The sequence below is a fragment of the Actinosynnema mirum DSM 43827 genome (assembly GCF_000023245.1).
In the GTDB taxonomy this organism is placed as follows: domain Bacteria; phylum Actinomycetota; class Actinomycetes; order Mycobacteriales; family Pseudonocardiaceae; genus Actinosynnema; species Actinosynnema mirum.
Genome location: NC_013093.1, coordinates 2575989 through 2597542 on the forward strand (window position 1 = coordinate 2575989; position 21554 = coordinate 2597542).

General features: G+C 70.9%; 25 protein-coding genes. 1 reads left to right on the plus strand and 24 read right to left on the minus strand.

All coding sequences use genetic code 11. The annotated features are described in order from the left end of the window. Positions 1-80: 80 nt before the first annotated feature. From AMIR_RS11605 to AMIR_RS11655, 11 genes are all read right to left on the minus strand, one after another. Positions 81-557: a hypothetical protein gene (locus tag AMIR_RS11605; protein WP_015801145.1), complete on the minus strand. Its 477-nt coding sequence runs from the start codon at positions 555-557 to the stop codon at positions 81-83. A 5-nt stretch (positions 558-562) separates the two neighbouring features. Next, positions 563-925, minus strand: a complete 363-nt coding sequence (locus tag AMIR_RS11610; RefSeq protein WP_015801146.1) for a response regulator — start codon at positions 923-925, stop codon at positions 563-565. Further along, complete coding sequence (locus tag AMIR_RS11615) at positions 922-1407, minus strand: chemotaxis protein CheX (RefSeq protein WP_015801147.1); 486 nt, start codon at positions 1405-1407, stop codon at positions 922-924. The genes AMIR_RS11610 and AMIR_RS11615 overlap by 4 nt, the downstream gene beginning before the upstream one ends. After that, positions 1404-1793 (minus strand): response regulator, encoded by a 390-nt coding sequence (locus tag AMIR_RS11620; protein ID WP_015801148.1) that lies wholly within the window; start codon positions 1791-1793, stop codon positions 1404-1406. Before AMIR_RS11620 ends, AMIR_RS11615 begins: the two co-directional genes overlap by 4 nt. Continuing rightward, on the minus strand, positions 1778-2653 hold the full coding sequence (locus AMIR_RS11625) for a CheR family methyltransferase (RefSeq protein ID WP_015801149.1): 876 nt from the start codon (positions 2651-2653) through the stop codon (positions 1778-1780). The genes AMIR_RS11620 and AMIR_RS11625 overlap by 16 nt, the downstream gene beginning before the upstream one ends. Continuing rightward, positions 2653-3837, minus strand: a complete 1185-nt coding sequence (locus AMIR_RS11630; protein WP_015801150.1) for a protein-glutamate methylesterase/protein-glutamine glutaminase — start codon at positions 3835-3837, stop codon at positions 2653-2655. Before AMIR_RS11630 ends, AMIR_RS11625 begins: the two co-directional genes overlap by 1 nt. A 351-nt stretch (positions 3838-4188) precedes the next feature. After that, a complete protein-coding gene (locus tag AMIR_RS11635; RefSeq protein WP_015801151.1) occupies positions 4189-5049 on the minus strand; it encodes a hypothetical protein in 861 nt (286 codons plus the stop codon). A 118-nt stretch (positions 5050-5167) separates the two neighbouring features. Continuing rightward, a complete protein-coding gene (locus tag AMIR_RS11640; protein ID WP_015801152.1) occupies positions 5168-6805 on the minus strand; it encodes a methyl-accepting chemotaxis protein in 1638 nt (545 codons plus the stop codon). Between the two features lie 176 nt (positions 6806-6981). Continuing rightward, positions 6982-7416, minus strand: coding sequence for a chemotaxis protein CheW (locus tag AMIR_RS11645; RefSeq protein ID WP_015801153.1), 435 nt, complete (start codon positions 7414-7416; stop codon positions 6982-6984). Positions 7417-7418: 2 nt separating this feature from the next. Next, a complete protein-coding gene (locus AMIR_RS11650; RefSeq protein WP_015801154.1) occupies positions 7419-9701 on the minus strand; it encodes a chemotaxis protein CheW in 2283 nt (760 codons plus the stop codon). 711 nt (positions 9702-10412) lie between these two features. Further along, on the minus strand, positions 10413-10628 hold the full coding sequence (locus tag AMIR_RS11655) for a hypothetical protein (protein ID WP_015801155.1): 216 nt from the start codon (positions 10626-10628) through the stop codon (positions 10413-10415). Positions 10629-10852: 224 nt separating this feature from the next. Between AMIR_RS11655 and AMIR_RS11660 the strand changes: the two genes are divergently transcribed. Further along, a complete protein-coding gene (locus tag AMIR_RS11660) occupies positions 10853-11341 on the plus strand; it encodes a hypothetical protein (RefSeq protein WP_015801156.1) in 489 nt (162 codons plus the stop codon). A gap of 393 nt (positions 11342-11734) precedes the next feature. Here the strand turns inward: AMIR_RS11660 and AMIR_RS11665 are convergent, their stop codons facing one another. The 13 genes from AMIR_RS11665 to AMIR_RS11725 all read right to left on the minus strand — a co-directional run bounded on the left by AMIR_RS11665 (position 11735) and on the right by AMIR_RS11725 (position 21537). After that, positions 11735-12826 (minus strand): EscU/YscU/HrcU family type III secretion system export apparatus switch protein, encoded by a 1092-nt coding sequence (locus AMIR_RS11665; protein ID WP_015801157.1) that lies wholly within the window; start codon positions 12824-12826, stop codon positions 11735-11737. 7 nt (positions 12827-12833) lie between these two features. Continuing rightward, a complete protein-coding gene (locus AMIR_RS11670) occupies positions 12834-13604 on the minus strand; it encodes a flagellar biosynthetic protein FliR (RefSeq protein WP_015801158.1) in 771 nt (256 codons plus the stop codon). Between the two features lie 8 nt (positions 13605-13612). Beyond that, the gene (gene fliQ / locus AMIR_RS11675; RefSeq protein ID WP_015801159.1) at positions 13613-13885 is read right to left on the minus strand and encodes a flagellar biosynthesis protein FliQ; all 273 of its coding nucleotides are present in this window, start codon (positions 13883-13885) and stop codon (positions 13613-13615) included. 11 nt (positions 13886-13896) lie between these two features. Further along, positions 13897-14778 (minus strand): flagellar type III secretion system pore protein FliP, encoded by an 882-nt coding sequence (gene fliP / locus AMIR_RS11680; RefSeq protein WP_015801160.1) that lies wholly within the window; start codon positions 14776-14778, stop codon positions 13897-13899. Then, positions 14775-15731 carry a flagellar biosynthetic protein FliO gene (locus tag AMIR_RS35540; protein ID WP_015801161.1) on the minus strand — a complete coding sequence of 319 codons (957 nt, stop codon included), beginning with the start codon at positions 15729-15731 and terminating at the stop codon, positions 14775-14777. The genes fliP and AMIR_RS35540 overlap by 4 nt, the downstream gene beginning before the upstream one ends. Beyond that, a complete protein-coding gene (fliN, locus tag AMIR_RS11690; protein WP_015801162.1) occupies positions 15731-16483 on the minus strand; it encodes a flagellar motor switch protein FliN in 753 nt (250 codons plus the stop codon). The genes AMIR_RS35540 and fliN overlap by 1 nt, the downstream gene beginning before the upstream one ends. Beyond that, on the minus strand, positions 16480-17382 hold the full coding sequence (locus tag AMIR_RS11695; RefSeq protein ID WP_205590435.1) for a flagellar motor switch protein FliM: 903 nt from the start codon (positions 17380-17382) through the stop codon (positions 16480-16482). The genes fliN and AMIR_RS11695 overlap by 4 nt, the downstream gene beginning before the upstream one ends. A gap of 270 nt (positions 17383-17652) precedes the next feature. After that, the gene (locus AMIR_RS11700) at positions 17653-18102 is read right to left on the minus strand and encodes a flagellar basal body-associated FliL family protein (RefSeq protein WP_015801164.1); all 450 of its coding nucleotides are present in this window, start codon (positions 18100-18102) and stop codon (positions 17653-17655) included. Between the two features lie 25 nt (positions 18103-18127). After that, positions 18128-19015: an OmpA/MotB family protein gene (locus tag AMIR_RS11705; RefSeq protein ID WP_015801165.1), complete on the minus strand. Its 888-nt coding sequence runs from the start codon at positions 19013-19015 to the stop codon at positions 18128-18130. After that, positions 19015-19788, minus strand: coding sequence for a flagellar motor protein (locus AMIR_RS11710; RefSeq protein ID WP_015801166.1), 774 nt, complete (start codon positions 19786-19788; stop codon positions 19015-19017). Before AMIR_RS11710 ends, AMIR_RS11705 begins: the two co-directional genes overlap by 1 nt. Continuing rightward, positions 19789-20094 carry a flagellar FlbD family protein gene (locus tag AMIR_RS11715; protein ID WP_015801167.1) on the minus strand — a complete coding sequence of 102 codons (306 nt, stop codon included), beginning with the start codon at positions 20092-20094 and terminating at the stop codon, positions 19789-19791. Between the two features lie 132 nt (positions 20095-20226). Continuing rightward, positions 20227-21057 (minus strand): flagellar hook-basal body complex protein, encoded by an 831-nt coding sequence (locus tag AMIR_RS11720; RefSeq protein WP_015801168.1) that lies wholly within the window; start codon positions 21055-21057, stop codon positions 20227-20229. A gap of 60 nt (positions 21058-21117) precedes the next feature. Continuing rightward, positions 21118-21537: a flagellar hook capping FlgD N-terminal domain-containing protein gene (locus tag AMIR_RS11725; RefSeq protein WP_015801169.1), complete on the minus strand. Its 420-nt coding sequence runs from the start codon at positions 21535-21537 to the stop codon at positions 21118-21120. Positions 21538-21554 lie beyond the last annotated feature (17 nt).

Genomic DNA, 21554 nt, shown 5'->3' on the forward strand with positions numbered 1-21554 from the left:
TCGCGGCCGATCCGTGGCCTTCGTCGCCGTCCTGGCAAACAGGTCATCGGCCCCCGCCGGGGGGAGCTGAGCGTTTCCGCTCAACGCCCCCCAACGAGTGAGAACAGGCCGTGGCTGTACCCCGTGACGGCGACGTCCAGGTCCAGCCGGTTGCCCAGGGCCTGGAGGTACCCGAGCACGTCGCCGGGCACCTCCTCGCCGGGCGCGTGGATCGACGAGAGCTTCACGTGCGGGCCGCCGTCGCGGTTGAGCAACCCGGTCAGCACGTTGCAGATCTCGGCGAGGTTGTCGGTGAGCATCGGGGAGAGCTCCCCGTCCTCGAGGGCGGCCTGGGCGCCGCCGGGCGGGATGAGCCCCACCGCCGCCGCCAGGTCGGCGGCGAGGGGGAACTCCATCCCGATGACCCCGGCGATGCTCATGTCGTCGTGGACGAAGACCGCGACCGCGGGCTTGTCCACCTTGCCGGGCGGGTCCGCGAGCTGCACGGACACGTCCTTGCCGATGAGGTCGGTGAGCAGGTCCCTGATCTCCTTGGGAGCGGGAAGTGTGTCGGCCATCGGTGTCATCCCAGAATCGAGTCGAACCGCTCGCGGAAGGTGTCCGCGGAGAACGGCTTGGTGATCAGGAACATGGCGCCCCCGTCCTCCGCGATCTTCTGCATCTCGTCGGAGCTCTCCGAGGTGACGAAGGCAAACGGGGTGTTGGTGCCGCTGCTGCGCAGCGCGCGGAGCAGCTCGATGCCGGTCATGCCGGGCATGTTCCAGTCCGACAGCACCAGGTCGGGCTTCTCCGCCTGCACGACCTCGTGGGCGTGCTGGCCGTCGGTGGCCTCGACCACGTCGTGGTCCCCGAACCCCGCCTGGCGCAGGGTCCTGATCACGATCTGGCGCATCACCCTGCTGTCATCGACGACCAGGATCTTCATACCGGCAGCTCCTCGCTGACTTGTTCCTGCTTGCTGCTGCTGAAGAGGACCACCGAGAACGGCTGGCCCTTCCACTGCACGACCGTCCGGCACAGCTCCACGGCGCCGGGCCAGCGCTCGGAGTCGGCCGCGCCGACGCGCGGCAGGGAGAGCTTCGCCGGGGAGGGGACGAGGCTCTTCACGTTGCCGCCGACCACGTTGGCCAGCTCACCGAGCGCGTCGCTCACATCGTCGTCGGTCAGCTCTTCGTGAGACATCATCAGCATGACGCTGGCCACGTCCTGGGCCCCGGCCTTGGAGGTCGACACCACCAGGTGCCCGTCCCAGGCGCCCACGATGGACACCGAGGCGGTCAGCTCCACCGGGTTCGGCCCGAGGTCCCCGAAGAGCAGCGGGTGCTCGGTCTCCGGGTCCAGGTAGGCCGACCAGACCTGCTCGGTCATCGAGCCCAGGTCTTCAGTGGTGGGGAGGACCAGCGTCATGATGCGACTCCAATCGGTACCAATCCGAGCAGGGCGAGCTTCTCGCCGATGCCTTCGGCGTTGAAGGGCTTGATCACGTACTCGTGAGCCCCGGAAGCGAGCGCCCGGACGATCTGCTCCTGCTCGCTCTCCGTGGTGACCATCATCAAGGTCATCTCGCGGAGGGCAGGGGTCTTGCGAGCGGTCATGATGAACTGCAGCCCGTCCATGACGGGCATGTTCCAGTCGACCAGCGCCAGGTTCGGCGCCGTCTCCTGCTGGGCGAGCACGTCCAGGGCGACCTGGCCGTTCTCGGCTTCCAGGACCTCGCCGAAGCCGTGGCCCTCCAGCAGTCGGCGGAGGATGACCCGCATGGCGCGGGAGTCGTCGATTACGATGGCGCGCACGTCGTTACCCCTTTCAAGGAAGTGGTCGCTGCGTCGGGTGATTCGCCGCCGGCCAGTCGGTAGACCGCCGTGCGCCCGACGGGGACGCGCTGGAACGCGCTGTCGATGCCCATGGTCGTCTCGGCGGAGCCCAGCAGGAGCCAGCCGCCGGGGCGCATGAGCGCCCTCATGCGGCGCAGGATCTGCCGCTTGGTCTCCACGTCGAAGTAGATCAGCACGTTGCGCAGGAAGATCACGTCGAACGGCTGCATGGGGGGCAGCGGGTTCGCCAGGTTGATCCTGCGGAACGTGATGTTGCGGCGCAGGGCGGGCTTGATCTGCCAGTCCAGCCCCGCGCGGTCGAAGTGCGACACCAGCAGGGACGCCGGGAGGCCGCGGTTGACCTCCAGCTGGCTGTACTTGCCGGTCTGGGCGCGGTTGACCATCTCGCTGGAGAGGTCGCTCGCGGTGATGTCGTACGCCCGCCCCGGCGGCAGGCTCTCCTCCAGCTTCATGGCGATGCTGTAGGGCTCCTGACCGCTGGAGCACGCGGCCGACCAGATGCGCAGCGGCCTGGCGGGCCCCGCGCTCTCCAGCACCGCGGGGAGCACCACGCTCTTGAGGGCGAGGTACGGCTCCTGGTCGCGGAACCAGGAGGTCTCGTTGATCGTCAGGGCCTCGACCAGGGACTGCCGCAGGTCCGGCGACTTGCCGGACTGCACGGCCTGCACCAGCGAGGCGGTGTCGGCGTGACCAGACTTGCGTGCCAGTGGGAGGAGGCGCGACTCGACCAGGTACTCCTTGCCGGGAGCCAGGACGATCGCGGCTTCTCGCTTCACGAGGTCTGCCACGAAGGCGAATTGCTGGGCGTTCAGTTCCACTACGCCACTCCCGGAGCTGTGGCAGCTACCCGATCGGGGAGCTGGGAGAGGATGTATCCGGTCATGTCGGACAGGGGCAGGACCTCGTCGGCCAGCCCCGCCTCCACGACCGAGCCGGGCATTCCCCACACGACCGAGCTGAACTCGTCCTGTGCGGCGATCCGGGCGCCCTTGGCCCGGAGTACCTGTGCGCCCGCCCTGCCGTCGTGCCCCATCCCGGTCAGCACCACGGCCAGGACGTTCCCGCCGTAGACCGAGGCGACCGAGCGGAAGAGCACGTCCACGGCGGGACGGCAGTGGTTCTCCTGCGGGCCGTTGTGCAGCTTGGTCTGCACGTTCGTGCCCGCCCGAACCACTTCCAGGTGCTTGTCACCCGGAGCGAGGTAGACCGTGCCGGGACGCAGGGGCGTGCCCGCGGTCGCCTCGACGACCTTGACCTTGCACCCCGCGTCCAGGCGCTGCGCGAGCATCGCCGTGAAGACCGGGGGCATGTGCTGGACGACCACCACGGGGACCGGGAGGTTCGCGGGCAGCTCGGAGAGCACCACGCGGAGCGCCTCGGGTCCACCCGTGGACGAGCCGATGGCCAGCACGTCGACGCGGTTGTGACCGCCGGGGATTCCGGGAGCGGACGGGCGGCCCTGGGGACGACCGGCCGGGGCGGCGGAGCGGGCGGGCGCGGGTGCGCCGGGCCGTCCTGGCACGCCGGGGCGGGTCGGCGGGCCGCCGACCGGGGGAGCGCCCACCGGGCCGCGCCTGGCGGGCGGCGGGGGCAGCTTGGGACGCCCGCACAGGGCGTGGATGCGCGGCAGCAGCTGCTCGCGCACGCTGGAGATCGATTCGGAGATGCTGCCCACGTTGGCGGGCTTGGTGACGTAGTCGCTGGCGCCCGCGGCGAGGGCCGCCAGGGTGGCGTCCGCCCCGACGCTGGTCAGCGTGCTGAACATGATGACAGGCAGGCGCGGGTGCTTCTTGCGCAGCTCCCGGACGGTGGTGACACCGTCCATGATCGGCATCTCGACGTCCAGCGTGATGATGTCAGGCTGGAGCTGGTCGATCTTCGTCAGGGCGATCTTGCCGTTCGCCGCCGTGCCCACCACGCGGATGTTCGGGTCCGCGCTGAGCACGTCGGCGACCAGTCGTCGGATGACCACCGAATCGTCGACCACCAGAACCGAGATCACGGAGGCCTCCACCGCTTCGGCGAGGGAGCGGATTCTCCCTCGCGGCAGTGGTCCAAACGGTCATCCGGCTGGTGAGTTGAGGTATTTCCGAAGTTGTCGAGCGGCGAATTACCGTTGTGCACCCGGTAGGGTGAAACCGCAGGTCAGCGCGCTCGAAAAAAGGTCTGCAAAAGCTCCGCGGCACCTCTCGTGCAACCGTGGCACCTGCGGCGCAACCGGCCCGTTCCAGGTTACCGGCCGGTCGGTCCGACCGGCCCGTCCTCGGGGCCGCCCCGGCCGCCCGGTGGGGCCGCGCGCGCGGGGACAGTGTTACTAGGAGGCCGTTGCTGGGGGGCCGTTGCTGGGGGCCGGTCAGCGCAGCCAGTCGAGGCCGAGCACGGTGACGCACGGGGTGAGCAGGTCCAGGGACGAGCTGCTCTCGCCGAGGTCGCGCACGACCAGGGCCTGGGCGGCGCCGCTGAGCAGGTTCCACACCCCGCCCGCGCTGACCTGCACCGGGACCCGCGCCAGCTCGACCGCCTGCACCAGCATGAGCTGCGCGGCGGCTGCGGCCCTGATCCGCTCGGACAGGTGCACGGCCCAGGTCGCCGAGTGCATCGACCTCGCCCAGTCGCCGCCGCCCGCGCGGACCCGGTCCGCGGTGGCCGCGAGCGCGGTGACCTCACCGGAGGTGGTCCGGCGGATGCGGTCGGTGAACGCCACGACCGCCTCGGCCTGCGGGCCCAGGTCCACCGGGACCGGGCTCAGCGCGCGGCCCGCCGACACCCAGCCCGCCGCGAGGCGCCTGCGGTCGGCGTCGGGCAGCAGGTCGCGCAGGTACGTCGAGGTCAGCACGTCCTCGATCACGCCGGTGGCGCGCTCGACCGTCTCCTGGTCCAGGCCGCAGTTCGCGGTCCAGTCCAGCACGTCGTCGCGCAGGCAGCGCAGCAGCCCGGACAGGTCGCCGATCGGCGCGCGCTCCAGCAGCGCGATCACCTGGTTCGGCTCGCGCGAGGACAGCTCGCGCACGGACGGCCGCGCGGCGGCGGCGTCCAGCGCGGCGCTGCGGGTCAGCATCAGCTCCGCCGACGGTGACGGAGCGTGGTCGGCGAGCGTCACCAGGTCGTCCGGGGTGAGCCCGCAGGCCGTCAGGAGCACCTCGGCGGTGGCGGAGCCGCCCGCGAGACGGGACAGGTCGAAGCCGAGAACCGGCGCGCTGATCAGGCTGTACATCGTTGCAGTATGCATGAACGCCCCGTACGGCGACACCTGTTCGGGTGAACGGTGTCGCCGTGCGGGTTGTCACACAGAGTTAGGTAACGTGGATCTCATCGAGGAGCGATACCCCTCGTCAGACCTTGAAGCGGCTCACCTGCTCCTGCAGCTCCGCGGACAGCCGGGCCAGGCCCTCCGAGGCCCTGGAGGTCTCGGTGACGCTCGCCGTGGTCGACTCGGCCGCGGTCGCGACGCCCTGGATGTTCGAGGCGATCTCGCCCACGCCGCCCGCCGCGTCGCTGACGCTGCGGTTCATCTCGGCCGTGGTCGCGGTCTGCTCCTCCACCGCCGAGGCGATGGTCAGCTGGAAGCTGTTGATCTGGCTGATGATCTCGCCGATCTCGCCGATCGCGCTCACCGCGTTCGAGGTGTCCGCCTGGATCAGCTCCACCCGGCGCGAGATGTCCTCGGTCGCCTTCGCGGTCTCCTGCGCCAGGTCCTTGACCTCGTTCGCGACGACCGCGAAGCCCTTGCCCGCGTCACCGGCCCGAGCGGCCTCGATGGTGGCGTTCAGGGCCAGCAGGTTGGTCTGCTCGGCGATCGAGGTGATCACCTTGACCACGTTGCCGATCTCCACCGACGACTGGCCCAGCTTCGACACGGTGCTGTTGGTGGTCTCGGCCACGGTCACGGCCTGGCTGGCGACGCGCGCCGCCTCGTTCGCGTTCTGCGCGATCTCGCGGATCGACGCGCCCATCTCCTCCGAGCCGGTGGCCACGGTCTGCACGTTGCGCGAGACCTGGTCCGAGGCGGAGGCGACCACGCCTGCCTGCGCCGAGGTCTCCTCGGCCGCGGCGGCGACCTGCGTCGCGACGGCGGCCAGGCCCTGCGCCGAGTCCTCCAGCGAGTTCGCGCTGCGGCCGATCGCCCGCACGGTCTCCTGCATCGCGTCCGAGGCCCGGTTCAGCGAGGCGGCCATGACACCGACCTCGTCGCCCGAGCGCACCGTCACCCGCTGGGTCAGGTCGCCGTCCGCGACCGCCTCCAGGGCGCCGGACACCTCGCGCAGCGAGCCGGTGATCAGCCGGGCGATGTACAGCGCCAGGGCCAGCGCCAGCGCCAGGCCGACGACCAGCACGCTGATCTCGGTCCAGAAGCTCTTGGTCTGCTCGCTGGCGATCGCCGCGGTGCCCGACGTGACGTCGGAGACCTCCTGGTCGCGCAGCTTGGCCATGGTGTCGTCCAGCACCGCGATGACCGGGCGCAGGTCGCTGTTGTAGAGCGCGTAGCCGGTCTCGGCGTCGTTGCTCAGCGCGGCGTCCTTCATGGTGCCGTTGAGCTCGACGACCAGCTGGTCCAGGGTGCTGGAGAACAGCTTCTTGTTCTCCGGCGAGGTGTCGCTGGTGGCGCTGTAGTCGCCGAAGTAGCCCTTGGCCGTGGCGAACGCCTTGGAGGCGTTGTCCAGGTTGGTCTGGGTCTCGGTCGGGTCCGAGGTGATCAGCGACTTGAGGATGCTCTTGTAGCCGCTCTCGGTGCGGTCGACGACCATGTTCAGCGAGTTGAGCGCCTGCGCGTTCGCCGCCATGCCGTTGGCGTTGTCGGCGGAGCTGTCCAGCGACAGCAGGCCCTGCACGCCCACGACCACCGCGACGGTCGCGGACAGGCCGACGGCGGTCAGGATCTTGGAGTTGACGCTGCGGTCGGCCAGCAGCCGGGACAGTGCTGAGCGCTCCGACGGCGCGCGGCCGGGCTCGGAGGTTGTGGAGGTGGCCATGGTGCGGTGGTCCCTTCCTTGGGGCGCGATCCCGTGCTGCGTACGGGCGAGTCAGTTGCGGGGGGCGGTCTGCTTCACCCGTGACAACGAGAACGGCGCACAGGGCCGGAAACTGAGGGTTCCCCTGTGCGCCGTTCCGGGTGAAGCAGGTCTCACTCGGTTGAGTGACTGTCAGTTCAGGCCGCGTTCGCCGCCTGCACGGCGCCCGAGGCGTCCAGCGCCAGCATCAGCCGGTTGGCCAGCGGGAACGTGCCGGTGATGAGCGAGCGGATCGGACCCGTCAGGGTGTCCGGCGGCGGCTCCTCGTCGGCGGACTCGACCTCGACCACGTCGCCGATCCGGTCCACCAGCAGGCTGACCGACTCGTCGGCCGAGCGCACGATGATGTTCATCGCGGGCCCGTCCAGCACCGTGGGCTCCAGGCCCAGCCGCACCCGCAGGTCCAGCGCCGCGACCACCTGGCCGCGCAGGTTGAACAGCCCGCCCACGTAGGTCGGGGCCAGCGGGACCGGGGTGTACTCGCTGTACGAGAGCACCTCCTGCACCCGCGAGACCTCAAGGCCGAAGAGCTGGTCGGCGACCTCGAAGGTGGCGTACTGGATGATGGTCATGATCAGGCTCCCGCCATGTCGAAACCGGCGTAGTCGGCGTTGAAGAACTGCGGGTCGGCCGCCAGGATCGCCCTGCGCACGTCCAGCAGCTCGGTGACCTGCTGCTGCACGACCGCCGAGCCCGCGAGGCCGTCGTCGTCCAGGTTGCTGCGGGTGACGTCGTCGCTCTCGACGATGTCGAGGATGCTGTCCACCGCGAGCGCCACGCTGTGGCCGCCCTCGGAGTACACGATCGCCGAGATGACCTCGCGGTCCGTCTCCGACCAGGCGCCCAGCAGCTGCGAGAGCCGGGTGATGGGCAGGATCTGGTCGCGGTACTGCACGACCTCCCTGGTGCCCACGCGCTCGACGTTCTTCGCCGGGAAGTCCTCCAGGCGGGTGACCATGCTCAGCGGGATCGCGATCCTGCGGTCCGCGACCTTCGTGATGAGCAGGCGGTCGCCGTTCGAGGACGCCGTGACCTGCTCGTCCTGGCCCGCGCCCACCGTGCGCTCCAGCGAGCTCAGGTGCGCCCGGCGCGCCAGCGACTGCACGTCCAGGATCAGCGACACCTGGCCCTCGCCGAGGATCGTCGCGCCCGAGTAGCAGCCGACGTCCTTGAACCGCGAGGCCAGCGGCTTGACCACGACCTCCTCGGTGTTCAGCACCCGGTCCACGACCAGGCCGAACTGGCGGCCCTCGGCCTTGAGCACGGCCACGTAGATCTCGCTGTCCGAGCCCTTGCCCGTGCTGGGCCCGCCGAGCACCTCGGACAGGCGCACCAGCGGCAGCAGCTTGCCGCGCAGGCGGTAGACCGGGGCGCCCGAGACGTACTCGACCACCGAGCCGGACTGGCCGTCCACGTACACCAGCTCGTGCACCGCCATCTGCGGGATCGCGTAGCGCTGGTCGCCGGAGTCGACGATGAGCGCCTGCACGATCGCCAGCGTCAGCGGGATGTTGAGCCGCCAGGTCGTGCCCTTGCCGGGCACCGACTTGAGGTCGACGGCGCCGCCGATGGCCTCGATGTTGGCGCGCACCACGTCCATGCCGACGCCGCGGCCGGACACGTTGCTGACCTTCGCGGCGGTCGAGAAGCCGGGGCGGAAGACGAGCTTGAGGATCTCGTCGTTGTCCATCGACTCCAGCTGCGACTGGGTGATGACGCCGCGCTTGACGGCGGTCGCGCCCACCTTGTCCGGGTGGATGCCCGCGCCGTCGTCGCACACCTCGACGATGACCTGGCCGTGCTCGTGGTACGCGCGCAGCGTCAGCGTGCCCTCGCGGGACTTGCCGTTGGCCACGCGGGTCTCCGGCGGCTCGATGCCGTGGTCGACCGCGTTGCGCACGAGGTGCGTCAGCGGGTCCTTGACCGCCTCCAGGAGGCTGCGGTCCAGCTCGGTCTCGGCGCCCTCCATGACCAGCTCGACCTCGCGACCGCAGGCCGAGCTGAGGTCGCGCACGACGCGGGGCAGCTTCGACCACAGCTGCTTGATGGGCTGCATACGCGTCTTCATGACGCTCTCCTGCAGCTCGCTCGTGATCAGGTTGAGCCGCTGGGCCGCCCGGCTCAGGTTCGGCTCACCGGCGGCGTCGGCCGCGCGGATCATCTGGTTGCGGGTCAGCACCAGCTCGCCGACCAGGCGCATCAGGGCGTCCAGCAGGTTCACGTCGACGCGGATCGAGCTGTCGGCGACGCTGCGCTTCGAGCCGCCCTCGTCGGCGGCCTCGACCAGCGGCGCGGGCGCGTTGACCGCGGCCGGGGCGCTGGGCTCCTCGCGGTGCTCGGGCTCGTCGTGCTCGTCGTGCTCCGCGTCCTCGCCCTCGGGCTCCTCGTCGGACGCCTCGGGGGTCGCGGGCGCCTCGACCACGGCCGCGACCTCGGGCGCCGCGGCGGGCGCCGCCGGGGCGGCGGCGGGGCCGCCGGTGATGCACGCGGTGACCGCGTCGATCACGTCCTGCACGTCGAGGTCGCCCTCGGCGCCGTTCTGCTCGATCTGGGCCAGCAGCTCGCGGACCGTGTCCACCATGCGCAGCAGCACGTCGGCGCTGGGCTTGTCGAGCTCCTGCGTGCCGTCGCGCAGGCGGACCAGCAGCGACTCACCGACGTGGGTCACCTGCTCCAGCTTGGTGAAGGCGAGGAAACCGCTCGTGCCCTTGATCGTGTGGATGGTGCGGAAGATGCTGGCCAGCCGCTCGTGCGACTTGGGCTCCTTCTCCAGCGCCACCAGATCGCGGTCGAGCTGGTCCAGGTTCTCGTAGCTCTCCACGAGAAATTCCTGCACCACATCGTCGAAATCGTCCACCGGGTCCTCCTAGTTCCGCTGTGGACTCCCATCGGCCGGGTGGACGACGAGATGAGAACTGCTCGTGCTCGTTTTTCCGGGCGAACCGGACTTCGTGGTCGGCCGCTCGGGGGTGGAGGCCCTGGTCAGGCGCTTGTGGGCGCGCTGGGGGGTGGGCGTGCTGATGGCACGCCTCGTGGGCTCCGCACGGGTGAACGGCACGGGGGTGGGGGGTTGTGAAGGGAGTGGGGCGCTCGATCGGGTGAAAGCCGGGGGATCGGGCCGGGATGTCATCGGTGTCGCGGCGGGCGCTCGCCTCGCGGGGCTGCCTCGTCATCGCGCGGGTGGGGCTGGGGGCTGGAGCTGAGGTCTGGGGCGGGGTCGCGGAGCGGGTTCGGCTCGGACGCGGTGTCCCGGTCGTCGTGCGGTTGTCTTCTGGTTGTCGGGTTGTTCTTCGGTTGTGCCTGGTTGCTTTTCGGGTGCTGAGTTGCTTTTCGGTTGTCGGGTTGCTTTGTGGTTGCCCCGGTTGCGGTTCGGGTGCCGGGTTGCTTTTCGGTTGTGCTCGGTTGCTTTTCGGTTGCGAGGTGCGGGCAGGGTCCCGCCCTGGTCGGCGCCCGGCCGTTTTCAGCCGAATGGCGCGGCTCGTGGTGGGCAGGCCTCTGAGGGGCTGCCTCTGCCACTACCGCGCCGTTGACCAGCGGACCGGGTGTCCGCTCGGGCTGGCGACGTGCGTCAGGCCGAGCGGCGCAGGGCGTGGGCCGGGATCGCCGCAGGGGTGCTGACCTGCGTCGGAACGGCCGCGCGGACGAAGGCCCAGCCCTCGAACGCCGCGCGCTCGTTCTCCTCGGCGAGGATGCGGTCGAGGGTGCCGTTCGCGACGCGCATCCGCCACGCGACCAGACCGACCAGCAGGACCCCGGTCGTCACGATGAGCATCCAAGTCGCCATGTCCGTCTCCTTGCTCGAACCGTGCGGTGTGTTCCGCAGGCCTGTCGTCGGCCGGGGGTGAGAACTCCTGAGAGGTTTTCTCGGAGAAATTTTTAGCGCTCTTTCGAGGCTCAGATAGTCCGATCGGGTGACGTACACAGCGGGACATGGGCACGGATGACCAGCCACTCGGGGGAGTGGGTCATTCGTGCAGGTCAAAGCTGTGCACGGAGGAGTGTTCCCCTATGTTCCACCGCGTCCGTCAGGTCGCCGAGGTGCTGGCCGTGCTGGGGGTGTGCGCGCTGCTGGTCGTCGGGGCGCGCAACACCACGGTCACCGGAGCGACGCCCGTCACAACGGTGGTGAGCGCCGCGGACCAGGTCAGGGCGCGGGTCGACGGCGTGCTGCTGTCCTGCGAGCGCCTGGACCCGGCCACCTGCGCCCTGGCCGCGGACGGCGTGGCCGACCTGGCCGCCTCGGCGGTGGCGGTGGCCGGGCAGGTGCGCGGGGCGGTGGACCCGGAGCTGCGTGCCCTGGCCGAGGCCGTGGAGGCGGACGCGTCCGCGCGCAGGGCCGCGCTCTGCACCCCGAGCGGCGCCGCGACCGGCGAGGACCCCCGCGCGGCCACCGCGACCGGAGGCCGCTGCGGCGCCCTGGCGGAGGAGCAGAGGCCCCGGCTGCTGGCGTTCCTCGGGGCGCTCAGGGGGAGCGGAGCGGTCGGCGACGGGGTGTGAGGGCGCGGGGGCGGTGACTCGGGGCTGCGGTGAGGCGGCCTGCGACCGGGCTTGCGCCGATGGGCTGGGCCTGGGCCTCTGGCGGCGGGCTGTGGGCGGCGGGTCGCAGGTCGGCGGCGCTCATGCCTGGTGGCGCTCATGCCTGGTGGCGTCCATGCCTGGCGGCGTTCACGCCTGGCGGCGCCCACGCCCAGCGGCGCCCACTCCCGGCGGTGGCAGGCTCGGCGGGCTGCTGTCGGCGGCGTGTCCCGGTGGGTGGCGCGCTCGGCGAGCGGCGGGCCGGGGCGAGGTGGAGTTGTTCCCGGTGGGGCTCGTCGTGCGGCCCGGCTTCCGGGTGGGGTGTCGTGGCGCGGGCGCCGGGCGTGGTCGCCCGGCGCCCGCGCCCCGCCCCGCTCAAGCCGCGTGCGCCTGCATCCGGTGCGTGCCCGCCGCGCTGCCCTTGCGCTTGAGCCGGTGCAGGAACGCCAGGACCTGCGCCACCGGGCCGAACATCTCGAACGGGATCTCGTGGCCCACCTCGCACGCCTTGTGCAGCGCCCGCGCCAGCGGCACGTCCTGCACGATCGGCACGCGGTGCTCGGTCGCCAGCTCCCTGATCTTCGTCGCGATCGCGCCCGCGCCCTTCGCCACCACCCGCGGCGCGCCCCGCGCCGGGTCGTAGCGCAGCGCCACCGCGATGTGCGTCGGGTTCACCAGCACCACGTCCGCGTTCGGCACCTCGGCCATCATCCGGTTCCGGCTCATCTGCATCTGCTTCGACCGGATGGCCCCCTTGAGCTGCGGGTCGCCCTCGGACTGCTTGTGCTCGTCCTTGACCTCCTGCTTGGTCATCTTGAGCTCCTTGTGGATGCGCCGCTTCGCCACGGCGTAGTCCACGACCGCCATCACCAGCCCGCCGATCGCCGCCAGCCGCAGCAGCGACATGGCCGTGCCCGTGGCGACGTCCGTCAGCGCCGCCAGCGACAGCGTCCCCGACGCCACCACCGACGGCACCAGGCCGCTGACCGACACGTACAGCAGCCCCGCCAGCAGCGAGGTCTTGATGAGCGTCTTCAGCGCCTCCCACAGCGAGTGCGGGCCGAACATGTTCTTGATGCCCTTGAGCGGGTTGAGCTGGGTGAACTTCGGCTTGAACTGCTTGGTCGACATCCGCAGCGTGCCCTGCAGCCCGGCCGCCACCAGGGTCGCCACGATGATCGTCAGCGACAGCGGCAGCACCGCCAGCGCGCCGTCCAGGACGCCGTCCTTCACGATCGCCACCGCCAGCGCGGGCTCCGGCGCCGCCATGAACCCCGCGGCCTTCTTCAGCAGCCCCTGCCCGATGTCCAGCAGGCTGGTCAGCGTCATCGGCAGCGTCCAGGTCGCCCCCAGGATGCCCAGCCACGTCCCCAGGTCGGGGGTGCGGGCCATCCGGCCCTCGCGCTTGGCGTCCCTGACCTTCTTGGCTGTGGGTTCCTCGGTCGCGTCCTTGTTCTTCCCGCTCACGCCCCGCTCACCTCCCGATCGCCTCCATCACGGCGGACGCCGCGTGCTTCGCGATGTTCTCCACGCTCATCGGCAGCATGGGCATCGTCAGCCCGACCAGCACCAGCGTCAGGCCGATCTTGGCCGGGAACCCGATCTGGAACGGGTTCAGCGCGGGCGCGATGCGGTTGAGCAGGCCCAGGCCCACGTCCGCGCAGAACAGCACCACGATCAGCGGCCCGGCGATCTGCGCCGCCGACAGCAGCAGCTGCCCGAGCCCGGTGGTCAGCAGCGTCCCCAGCCTGCCCAGCGACAGCCCGCCGTCCAGGGGGATCGCGTCGTACGACAGGGTGAACCCCCGGATGATCACCTGGTGCGAGCCGGTGACGAACAGCAGCGTCGTGGCCAGCAGGCCGTAGAAGCGGCCCAGCACCGCGTTGTTGCCGGAGAACGACATCGGGTCGAACGCGAACGCGAGCGAGAAGCCGCCGAACACGTCCAGCAGGTCGCCCGCCGCCTGCACCCCGGCGAAGATCACCGCGGTGAGGAAGCCGAGCCCCGCGCCCACCACGACCTGCTCACCGGCCGCGATCACCAGCGACCAGGTGTCCAGCGAGGGCACGCTGCCCGCGGACAGCCTGGGCACCACCGGGAGCGCCAGCCCCACGGCGAGCATCCCCTTGACCGTCATCGGGATGGCCTTGCCGTTGAACGGCGGGCACACCATCAGCCAGGCGGCGGAGCGGGTCGCGGCCAGCAGCAGCGCGACCAGGACGTTGACGCCGATGTCGAGGTTCACGCCGCCGCCTAGCCCGAGACCAGCGACGGGATGCGGCCGAACAGGTCGGTGGTGAACGTGATGATCTCGTGGACCATCCAGCTGCCGCTCAGCAGCAGCGCCACGCACACCCCGGCCGCCTTCGGCACGAACGACAGGGTCACCTCCTGGATCTGGGTGACCGACTGGAACAGCGAGATGGTGAACCCGATCAGCAGCGCGGTCAGCAGGACCGGCGCGGCGAGCTTCGCCGTGATCATCATGGCGTTGGAGCCGAGTTCGACGACGGTGGTGTCATTCATCAGGGGGTCCCCTAGTTGTACGTGGCGACGAGCGCGGTGATGACCAGGCCCCAGCCGTTGGCCAGCACGAACAGCAACAACTTGAACGGGAGCGCCACCGTGACGGGTGGCAGCATCATCATTCCGAGTGACATCAGGGCGGCCGAGACGACCATGTCGATGACCAGGAACGGGATGTAGAGCACGAACCCGATGATCATCGCGGCGCGCAGCTCCGAGAGCACGAACGCCGGGATCAGCGTGGTCAGCGGCACCGACTCCGCGTTGGCGGGCTTCTCCTGGCCCGAGACCTTGGTGAACAGCGCGATCTCCTCGGGACGCGTCTGCTTCACCATGAACTCGCGCAGCGGCTTCGAGCCGTCCTCGAACGCCTGCTCGGTGCTCTTCTCGCCCTTCAGGTAGGGCTGGATGCCCTGGTCGTTCACCTCGGACGCGACCGGGCCCATGATGAACAGGCTCAGGAACAGCGCCAGGCCGGCGAGCACCTGGTTCGGCGGGACCGTGGTCAGGCCCAGCGCGTTGCGGGTGATGCTGAGCACCACGAACACCTTGGTGAAGCTCGTGCACAGCAGCAGCAGCGCGGGCGCGACCGACAGCACGGTCAGCGCGACGAGCACGGTCAGCGAGTCGCTCGGCTTGCCGCCGCCCACGGTGATGTTGACGCTGTTGCCGTTGTCACCGGTGGTGGCCTCGCCCTCGGTGGGGGCGGTGGGCTCGACCGGCGCGGTGGGCTCGGTCGGCTGGGCCGCGAGCAGCCCGGCGACCGGGGAGGACGCGACCGCGGCGGGGCGCGCGACGGGCTCGGCCGTCGCGGCGAGCGCGGTGGGGGAGGCGATGAGCAGCAGCACGAGGGCCGCGAACCCCGCGGCGAGCAGCGCCGCCAGCCGCCTCACGGGCGGACCGATCGCTCGCGCAGCGCCTCGAAGGCCTGCTTCCAGGTCTGCGGCGACAGCGCCGACCCGGCGAGAGCGGAATCGGACCCGGCGGGAGTGGACCCGGCGGGAGTGGACCCGGTGGACGCGGTCCGCTCCCGCGCGGCGCCGGACTTGGCGGGCTTCGCGGGCCGCTTCTGCGCGGACCGGGCCTTCGGCACGGACGTGCCCGCCTGCTTCCCGGCGGTGGACTTCTCAGCGGTGGACTTCTCGGCGGCCAGCTCCTCGGCGCTGGGGCCACCGGCCTGCTCGAACGCCTCGGCGAACGTGGCGCCCTTGTCCGCGGCGGACTCCGCGGCGGACTTCTCGGCGCCCTCGGTCACGAGGACCTCCGCCGCGAGCACCTCGGTGGCCGCGCCGTCCGCGACCACACCCTCCACGACCGCGCCGTCCGCAGCCGCTTCAGCGGAAACCTCACCCGAACCAGCGAGCACCGCACCCGATCCGGTGGACCCCGAGGTCAGCGCGGGGACCTGCGCGCCAGTCGCCCCGACCAGCGACTGCGTGCCCACCCCCGCCCCGCCCCGGCGCCTGCCCAGCAGCCGCCCGAACGCCTCGCCGACCGGCATCGAGCCCAGCCCGCGCTTCGCGTCGGCGTCCGCCGCGGTCTCCCGCAGCCGCTCGACGTCCAGCGCGACCCGCTCGACCCGCTCGCCCGCCTCGGCGTACTCCTGCGCGTCGGTCGACATCAGCAGGTTCACCCCGCCGTCCGCGACGCCGATCACCAGCGCCTTGTCGTGCACCCGCACGACCGCGACCATCGAGTTCCGGCTCAGCTGGGCCCGGTCGAGCACCTGGAGCCCGCGCCCGCCGAGCTTGCCGCCCACCGGCTTGTTCTTCACGAGCTTGCCGAGGCCCCACATGAGGCCGAAGACCACGACCAGGGCGATGACGACGCGCAGAGCGGTCTCCACTACCTGACCTCCTGGCCGGTGTCGCCGGGCTTGATGATCTCGGTGACGCGGATGCCGAAGTTCTCGTCGATCACCACGACCTCGCCGCGCGCGATGAGCCTGCCGTTGACCAGCAGGTCCGCCGGGCTGCCCGCCGCGCGGTCCAGCTCGATGACCGCGCCGTTGCTCAGCGACAGCAGCTCCCGCACGGTCAGCCGGGTCCGGCCCAGCTCGGCGGTCACCTCCATCTCCACGCCGTGCAGCAGCTCCAGCCCGCCCTCGCGGGGCGCCGCGATCGCGACCGCCGCGGGGACCTCCTCGACGACCTCGGCCACGACCTCGGCGGGCACGGCCAGCGCGACCACCGCGTGCAGCTCGCCGTCGGCCAGCAGCGGCACGAACACCGCGTCGCCGACCTCCAGCAGCACCTCGCCGACGGCGTCCGCCGCCACCTCCTGCGCGGGACCGGGCACCGCGCCCAGCACGCCCGCCGCCGCGACCAGCGCGGGGGCCACGGCCTGGCTCAGGTCCAGCTCGCCCAGCGGGCTGGTGCGCATGGCCTCGACCAGCTCGCCGTTCACCACCACCGCCAGCAGGCCCTCGGCGGGCCCCTCCAGGCGGGCGGTGACGGCCACGCCGTCCAGCGCCACGGCCATCGGGTCGGTGGTCGGCACGCCGACCGACAGCGCGGTCGCGGTGGGCAGCACGGTGAGCGCCGCCTCCGCGACGGCCCGCGCGGTCGCCAGCACCGATTCGGTCTGCACGCTCGTCATCGCTTGTTCTCCTCGGAGTCGGCGCCTGCCACCACGAGGCAGGCCAGGCGGGTGCCGCGCTTGGTGGCGACGGCGTTCGCGAAGGTGCGCCCGGCGGCGACGATGTCCAGCGGCTCGTCCAGGCGGTGGGTCAGCGGGATCACGTCACCCGGCTGCAGGTCGACCAGGTCGGAGGGCTCCAGCCGCACCGACTGGAACTTGACGGACACGGCCACCGGCACGTTCTGCAGGCCCGCCGTGATGGCGTTGCGCGCCGCTTCCCTGGTGGCCCGCTCGCTCGCGCTCACGGCGACCTTGTCGCGGTAGCTGCGCAGCGAGGGGAGGATGGTCTGGAGCGGGATGCACAGGCTGACCTGGCCCTGCTCCTCGCCGACGTTGAGCTCGAAGTAGCCGACGACCACGGCGTCGGTGGGGGTGCTGGTCTGCACGAGCTGCGGGTTGTACTCCAGCCCCTCCAGCTCGGGGCGCACGTCGGCCACGCTCTCCATGCCCACGCGCAGCTGCTCCAGCGCCTGGTCCAGCAGGTCGCGCAGCAGCGGCGTCTCGATGTCGCTCAGCGGGCGGGCGGGCTGGGGGCCCCCCTTGCCGCCGAGCAGGTGGTCCATGGAGGTCATCGCCGTGGACAGCGTCATCTCCAGCAGCGCCGTGCCGGGCAGCGGCTCCAGCACGACGGGGGCGAGCAGCGTGGGGTTGGCGAGCTCGGCCATGTGCTCGGCGTAGGAGAGCTGCTCGATGGAGATCAGCTCGGCGTGGCACACCACCCGCAGGGTGGAGGTCAGCAGGGTGGCCATGCGGTGGGAGAACGTCTCGTAGCAGAGCTGGAGCACGCGCAGGAGCTCGCGCGGCAGCTTGACGGGCCGCGTGAAGTCGAAAACCTCGGGGTCCCCGGGGTTCGCCACGAGCCCGGGGGAGCGCGAGGCACCACCGGAGGAGCTGGTCAGGAGCGGCGACTGGGTCACGCCGCCTAGTACGGCCGTGGCCGGGGGGAGCTGAGCACTCCAACGGGGGACTGCCCCCGCCCGCTGCGGGGCGGGGGCGTCGACGCTCGTCGTCGGCGGTGCTCAGGCGATCTTCCGGCGGGCCGTCCGGCCAGGTCAGCGGCGGTTCGCGGCTGCCTCCGCAGATCGCGGGACCGGGCCGGGCCACCGGCCCCGGTCACCGGATCGGGGTCACTGGGTCACGAACTCCGTGAAGTAGATGCCCATCACCAGGTCCTCGTACGCGGACACGACCTTCTCCTGCAGCGCGGCCTTCAGGCTCTCGCGGGCCTCGTTGCTGGACAGCTCCGCGATCGACCGGTTGCTGAACTCGCTCACCACCAGGTCAAGGGCCTTGCTGCCGTCCACGTCCTCGGCGGCGTCCTTGGTCTGCTGGAGCGAGAGCTTCAGCTTCAGGTAGTGCCCGTCCGCCAGGTTCATCGTGATCGAGTCCAGCGCGACCACCGTGCCCGGCTCCGGCGGGGCCGGGGTGCTGTCGCGGAACAGGAAGAACCAGCTCCCGGCGCCGCCGAGGGCGAGCACCGCGACGGCGACGATGATCAGCAGCTTCTTCTTGCCACCGCCCTTGCCCTCGCCCTCCTCGGGCTTGTCCTTCTCAGCCTTCTTGTCGTCCTTGGCCATCTCTCGTCCTCCTCTGGCTCTCTCGTCACCCGGCCGCTGCGGCGGGCAGCAGCGTGCGGACCTCGGTGGGCTGGTCGGACAGCACCACGACCTCCACCCGGCGGTTGCCGGTCACCGACCGCGGGTCCGCCGGGTCGTACAGCGGCCTGGTGTCGGCGTAGCCGACCGCGGTCAGCCGGTCCGAGGCCAGGCCGTCCCGCTCGATCAGGTAGCGCACCACGCTGGACGCGCGCGCCGTGGACAGCTCCCAGCTGCTCGGGTAGTTCACCGTGGCCACGGGCAGCTGGTTGGTGTGCCCGTCCACCTCGACCCGGTTGCCGACGGACTTCAGCACCGGCGCCAGCGCGTCGACGATCCGCTGCCCGTCGGGCAGCAGCTCGGCGCGGTCGCCCGCGAAGACCACCGACGTGGTGACCACCGTGACCACCAGGCCCCGGTCGTCCACCCGGAACTGGGCGGTCCCGCCCAGGCCCTGGTCCTGCAGCTGCTTCGCCATCTGCTCGCCCAGCTCCTTGAGGTGCTGGACCTCGGCCTCGGCGGCCTTGAGGTTCTTGGCGGCCTTCTGGCGGTCGGCCTGCTGGACCGCTTCCTGCGCGGCCTTCGAGCTCAGGTCCTGCGTGCTGCCCGACCCGCTCGCCTCGCTCTTGAGGTCCACCGGGTCGGGGTTGATGCCGCCGTTGGCGCTGCCCGCGCCGCCCGCGCCGAACACCGTGATGTGGTCCGAGCCGCTGAACGCGCCCGCCAGGCTCTTCTTCAGCTCCTGGAACTTCTGCGAGTCCACCGAGGACATGGCGAACATGACGATGAAGAGCACCATGAGCAGCGTGATCATGTCCGCGTAGGTGACCATCCACCGCTCGTCGTGGACGTGCTGCTCCTCGTGCTTGTTCTTGCGCCCGCCGCCGCCGGACATCAGGCGGCCTTCTTCTCTGCCTCGGGCGGACCGGTGGCGACCATGGCGCGCAGCTTCTGCCCGACCAGCCGCGGGTTGGAGCCCGCCTGGATGGCCAGCACGCCCTCCACGACCACCTCCATCTGCTCGCACTCCAGGTCGCTGATGCGCTTGAGGCGGTTGCCGATGGGCAGCCAGATCGCGTTGGCGGTCATGACGCCCCACAGGGTCGCCACGAAGGCGCCCGCGATCAGGTGGCCGAGCTTGGCCGGGTCGCTCAGGTTCTCCAGCACGTGGATCAGGCCGAGCACGGTGCCGATGATGCCGATCGTGGGCGCGAGGGCGCCCATGTCGGTGAACATCTTCACGCCGACCTTGTCGTAGCGCTGCTTGGTCTCGATCTCGCCTTCGAGGATCTCCCGGATCTCCTTGGAGTCCATGCCGTCGATCGCCAGGACGAGGCCGCGGCGCAGGAACGGGTCCTCCACCTTCTTGGCCTCCTCCTCCAGGGCCAGCAGGCCCTCGCGGCGGGCCCGGTCGGCCAGCGAGACGATCGACTCGACCACCACGGAGCCGTCCATCTTCGGCGCCAGGAACGCGCGCTTGATCAGCGCGGGCAGGCTCATGCTGTCGCGCATGACACCACTGGCCATCACCGCGCCGATCGTGCCGAACACGACCAGCAGGATGGGCGGGAGCAGGAACATCGAGAGCGGGTTGCCGCCTTCGAGGAACGTCGAGACGAAGATCGCGACGAAGACGAGGACGGTGCCTGCGATGCTTGCGGGATCCATCTACAGCTCCCTGTCCGTGGGCAGTCGCAGCACCGACGGCTCGGTCGGCTCGACCGGGTCGGGGGCGACGCGCATCCTGCGTCGGGGAGCCGGGGGGTGCTCGGCGGGAGCGGGGTCCTGCGCCAGGCTCAGCACCCCGGCGCGGTGCCTGCGCACCAGGTCCGAGATCTCCTCGATGGTCTGCGCCACCACGTACTTGGCGCCGCTGAGGAGCGTGACCACGGTGTCCGGGTTGGACTCCGCGCGTTCGATCAGGTCCGGGTTCAGCGCGAAGGGCTGACCGTTGAGTCTGTTGAGCACGATCACGGCTTCCGTCCTTGGATATCGGGCATCGGGCCCGTCCGTGGGTCCGTGGCGTTACAAACGGCAGTGCGCCTTCACTCCTGAGGGGGAACGAAGGGCGGCCGGGGTGGAGAAGGCCCGGCCGCCCTTCACCCGTTAGCGCTTGAGGTTCATCAGGTCCTGCAGGATCTCGTCCGACGAGGTGATCACCTTCGAGTTCGCCTGGAAACCGCGCTGGGCGATGATCAGGTTGGTGAACTCCTGCGAGAGGTCCACGTTGGACATCTCCAGCGCGCCGGACACGACCGCGCCGGTGCCGTTGTCGCCCGCGCCGCCGATCTGGACCGGGCCGGAGTTGACGGTGGCCCGGTAGAACGAGCCGCCCGCCTTGTCCAGGCCGCCGGGGTTGGCGAAGTTCGCCATGGCGATCTGGCCGACCGTGCGCGGCGTGCCGTTGGCCAGCACGCCCACGATCGTGCCGTCGCCGGAGACGCTGAAGCTGGTGTAGGTGCCCTTGTCCACGGTCAGGCCCGCCACCGGCTGGTTCTTGTCGACCACGCCCGCGCCGTTGGCCATCCAGCCCTGCAGGATGCCGCCCGCCGGGGTGGTGAGCTGGCCCGCCGCGTCGAACGACAGGGCGCCCGCGCGCGTGTAGAGCTGCTGGCCGGAGGAGTTGACGACGAAGAACCCGTCGCCCTGGATGAGCATGTCCGTGTTGCGGCCGGTGCTCTGCGTGGTGCCCTGGTTGAAGTTCGTGTTGATGCCCGCGGTCCGCACGCCCAGACCCACCTGGGCCGGGTTCGTCGCGGCGGTGTTGGCGCCCGCGGCCTGGGCGGCGCGCAGGGTCTGGCTGAGCGTGTCCTCGAACACCGTCTGCGACGACTTGAAGCCGGTCGTGTTGACGTTCGAGATGTTGTTGCCGGTCACGTCCATCATCTGCTGGTGGGCGCGGAGACCGCTGATGCCGCTGAACAGCGAACGGAGCATGTGCTTGTTCTCCCTGTGGAGTGGAGTGAGGGTGCTACTGGTCTGATCGGCAGGCAGGCGCTAGGCCTGCGCGCTCGTTCCGGTGATGGAGGAGAGCGGCACGTCGACGGCGCCGACGCGCAGCGTGGGCGCGGAGCCGAAGGTCGTCGAGGAGACGATGCCGCTCGCCCGCTCACCGCTCGCGGTGGTGTAGGTGACCTCTCGGCCCACCAGCCCCGCCGCCTGTGCGCTCAGCTGCGAGGCGACCAGCTGCGTCTGCTGCTGCGCGATCGAGTTGAGCTTGTCCACCGAGGTCAGCTGCGCGGTCTGCGCCATGAACGCGGTGGAGTCCGTGGGGTTGCTCGGGTCCTGGTACTTCAGCTGGGCGACGAGGAGCTTGAGGAACGCGTCCCCGCCCAGCGAGCCCAGCGCCGACTGGCCGCTGCTCTGGTTGGGGGTGGTGGCCTGCGTCGACCCGGCGCCGCCGATGGGGCTGGTCATGGTCTCTCCGTGGGGGC

Bases quoted from the DNA above. Each gene is read 5' to 3' on its own strand.
- AMIR_RS11655 (WP_015801155.1), bottom strand. From the start codon at position 10,628: ATGGCGACTTGGATGCTCATCGTGACGACCGGGGTCCTGCTGGTCGGT.
- AMIR_RS11710 (WP_015801166.1), bottom strand. From the start codon at position 19,788: ATGGATCCCGCAAGCATCGCAGGCACCGTCCTCGTCTTCGTCGCGATC.
- AMIR_RS11640 (WP_015801152.1), bottom strand. From the start codon at position 6,805: ATGGCCACCTCCACAACCTCCGAGCCCGGCCGCGCGCCGTCGGAGCGC.
- AMIR_RS11605 (WP_015801145.1), bottom strand. From the start codon at position 557: ATGGCCGACACACTTCCCGCTCCCAAGGAGATCAGGGACCTGCTCACC.
- AMIR_RS11615 (WP_015801147.1), bottom strand. From the start codon at position 1,407: ATGACGCTGGTCCTCCCCACCACTGAAGACCTGGGCTCGATGACCGAG.
- AMIR_RS11660 (WP_015801156.1), top strand. From the start codon at position 10,853: ATGTTCCACCGCGTCCGTCAGGTCGCCGAGGTGCTGGCCGTGCTGGGG.
- AMIR_RS11700 (WP_015801164.1), bottom strand. From the start codon at position 18,102: ATGGCCAAGGACGACAAGAAGGCTGAGAAGGACAAGCCCGAGGAGGGC.
- fliQ (WP_015801159.1), bottom strand. From the start codon at position 13,885: ATGAATGACACCACCGTCGTCGAACTCGGCTCCAACGCCATGATGATC.
- AMIR_RS11635 (WP_015801151.1), bottom strand. From the start codon at position 5,049: ATGTACAGCCTGATCAGCGCGCCGGTTCTCGGCTTCGACCTGTCCCGT.
- AMIR_RS11705 (WP_015801165.1), bottom strand. From the start codon at position 19,015: ATGTCCGGCGGCGGCGGGCGCAAGAACAAGCACGAGGAGCAGCACGTC.
- AMIR_RS11725 (WP_015801169.1), bottom strand. From the start codon at position 21,537: ATGACCAGCCCCATCGGCGGCGCCGGGTCGACGCAGGCCACCACCCCC.
- AMIR_RS11720 (WP_015801168.1), bottom strand. From the start codon at position 21,057: ATGCTCCGTTCGCTGTTCAGCGGCATCAGCGGTCTCCGCGCCCACCAG.
- AMIR_RS11645 (WP_015801153.1), bottom strand. From the start codon at position 7,416: ATGACCATCATCCAGTACGCCACCTTCGAGGTCGCCGACCAGCTCTTC.
- fliN (WP_015801162.1), bottom strand. From the start codon at position 16,483: ATGACGAGCGTGCAGACCGAATCGGTGCTGGCGACCGCGCGGGCCGTC.
- AMIR_RS11610 (WP_015801146.1), bottom strand. From the start codon at position 925: ATGAAGATCCTGGTCGTCGATGACAGCAGGGTGATGCGCCAGATCGTG.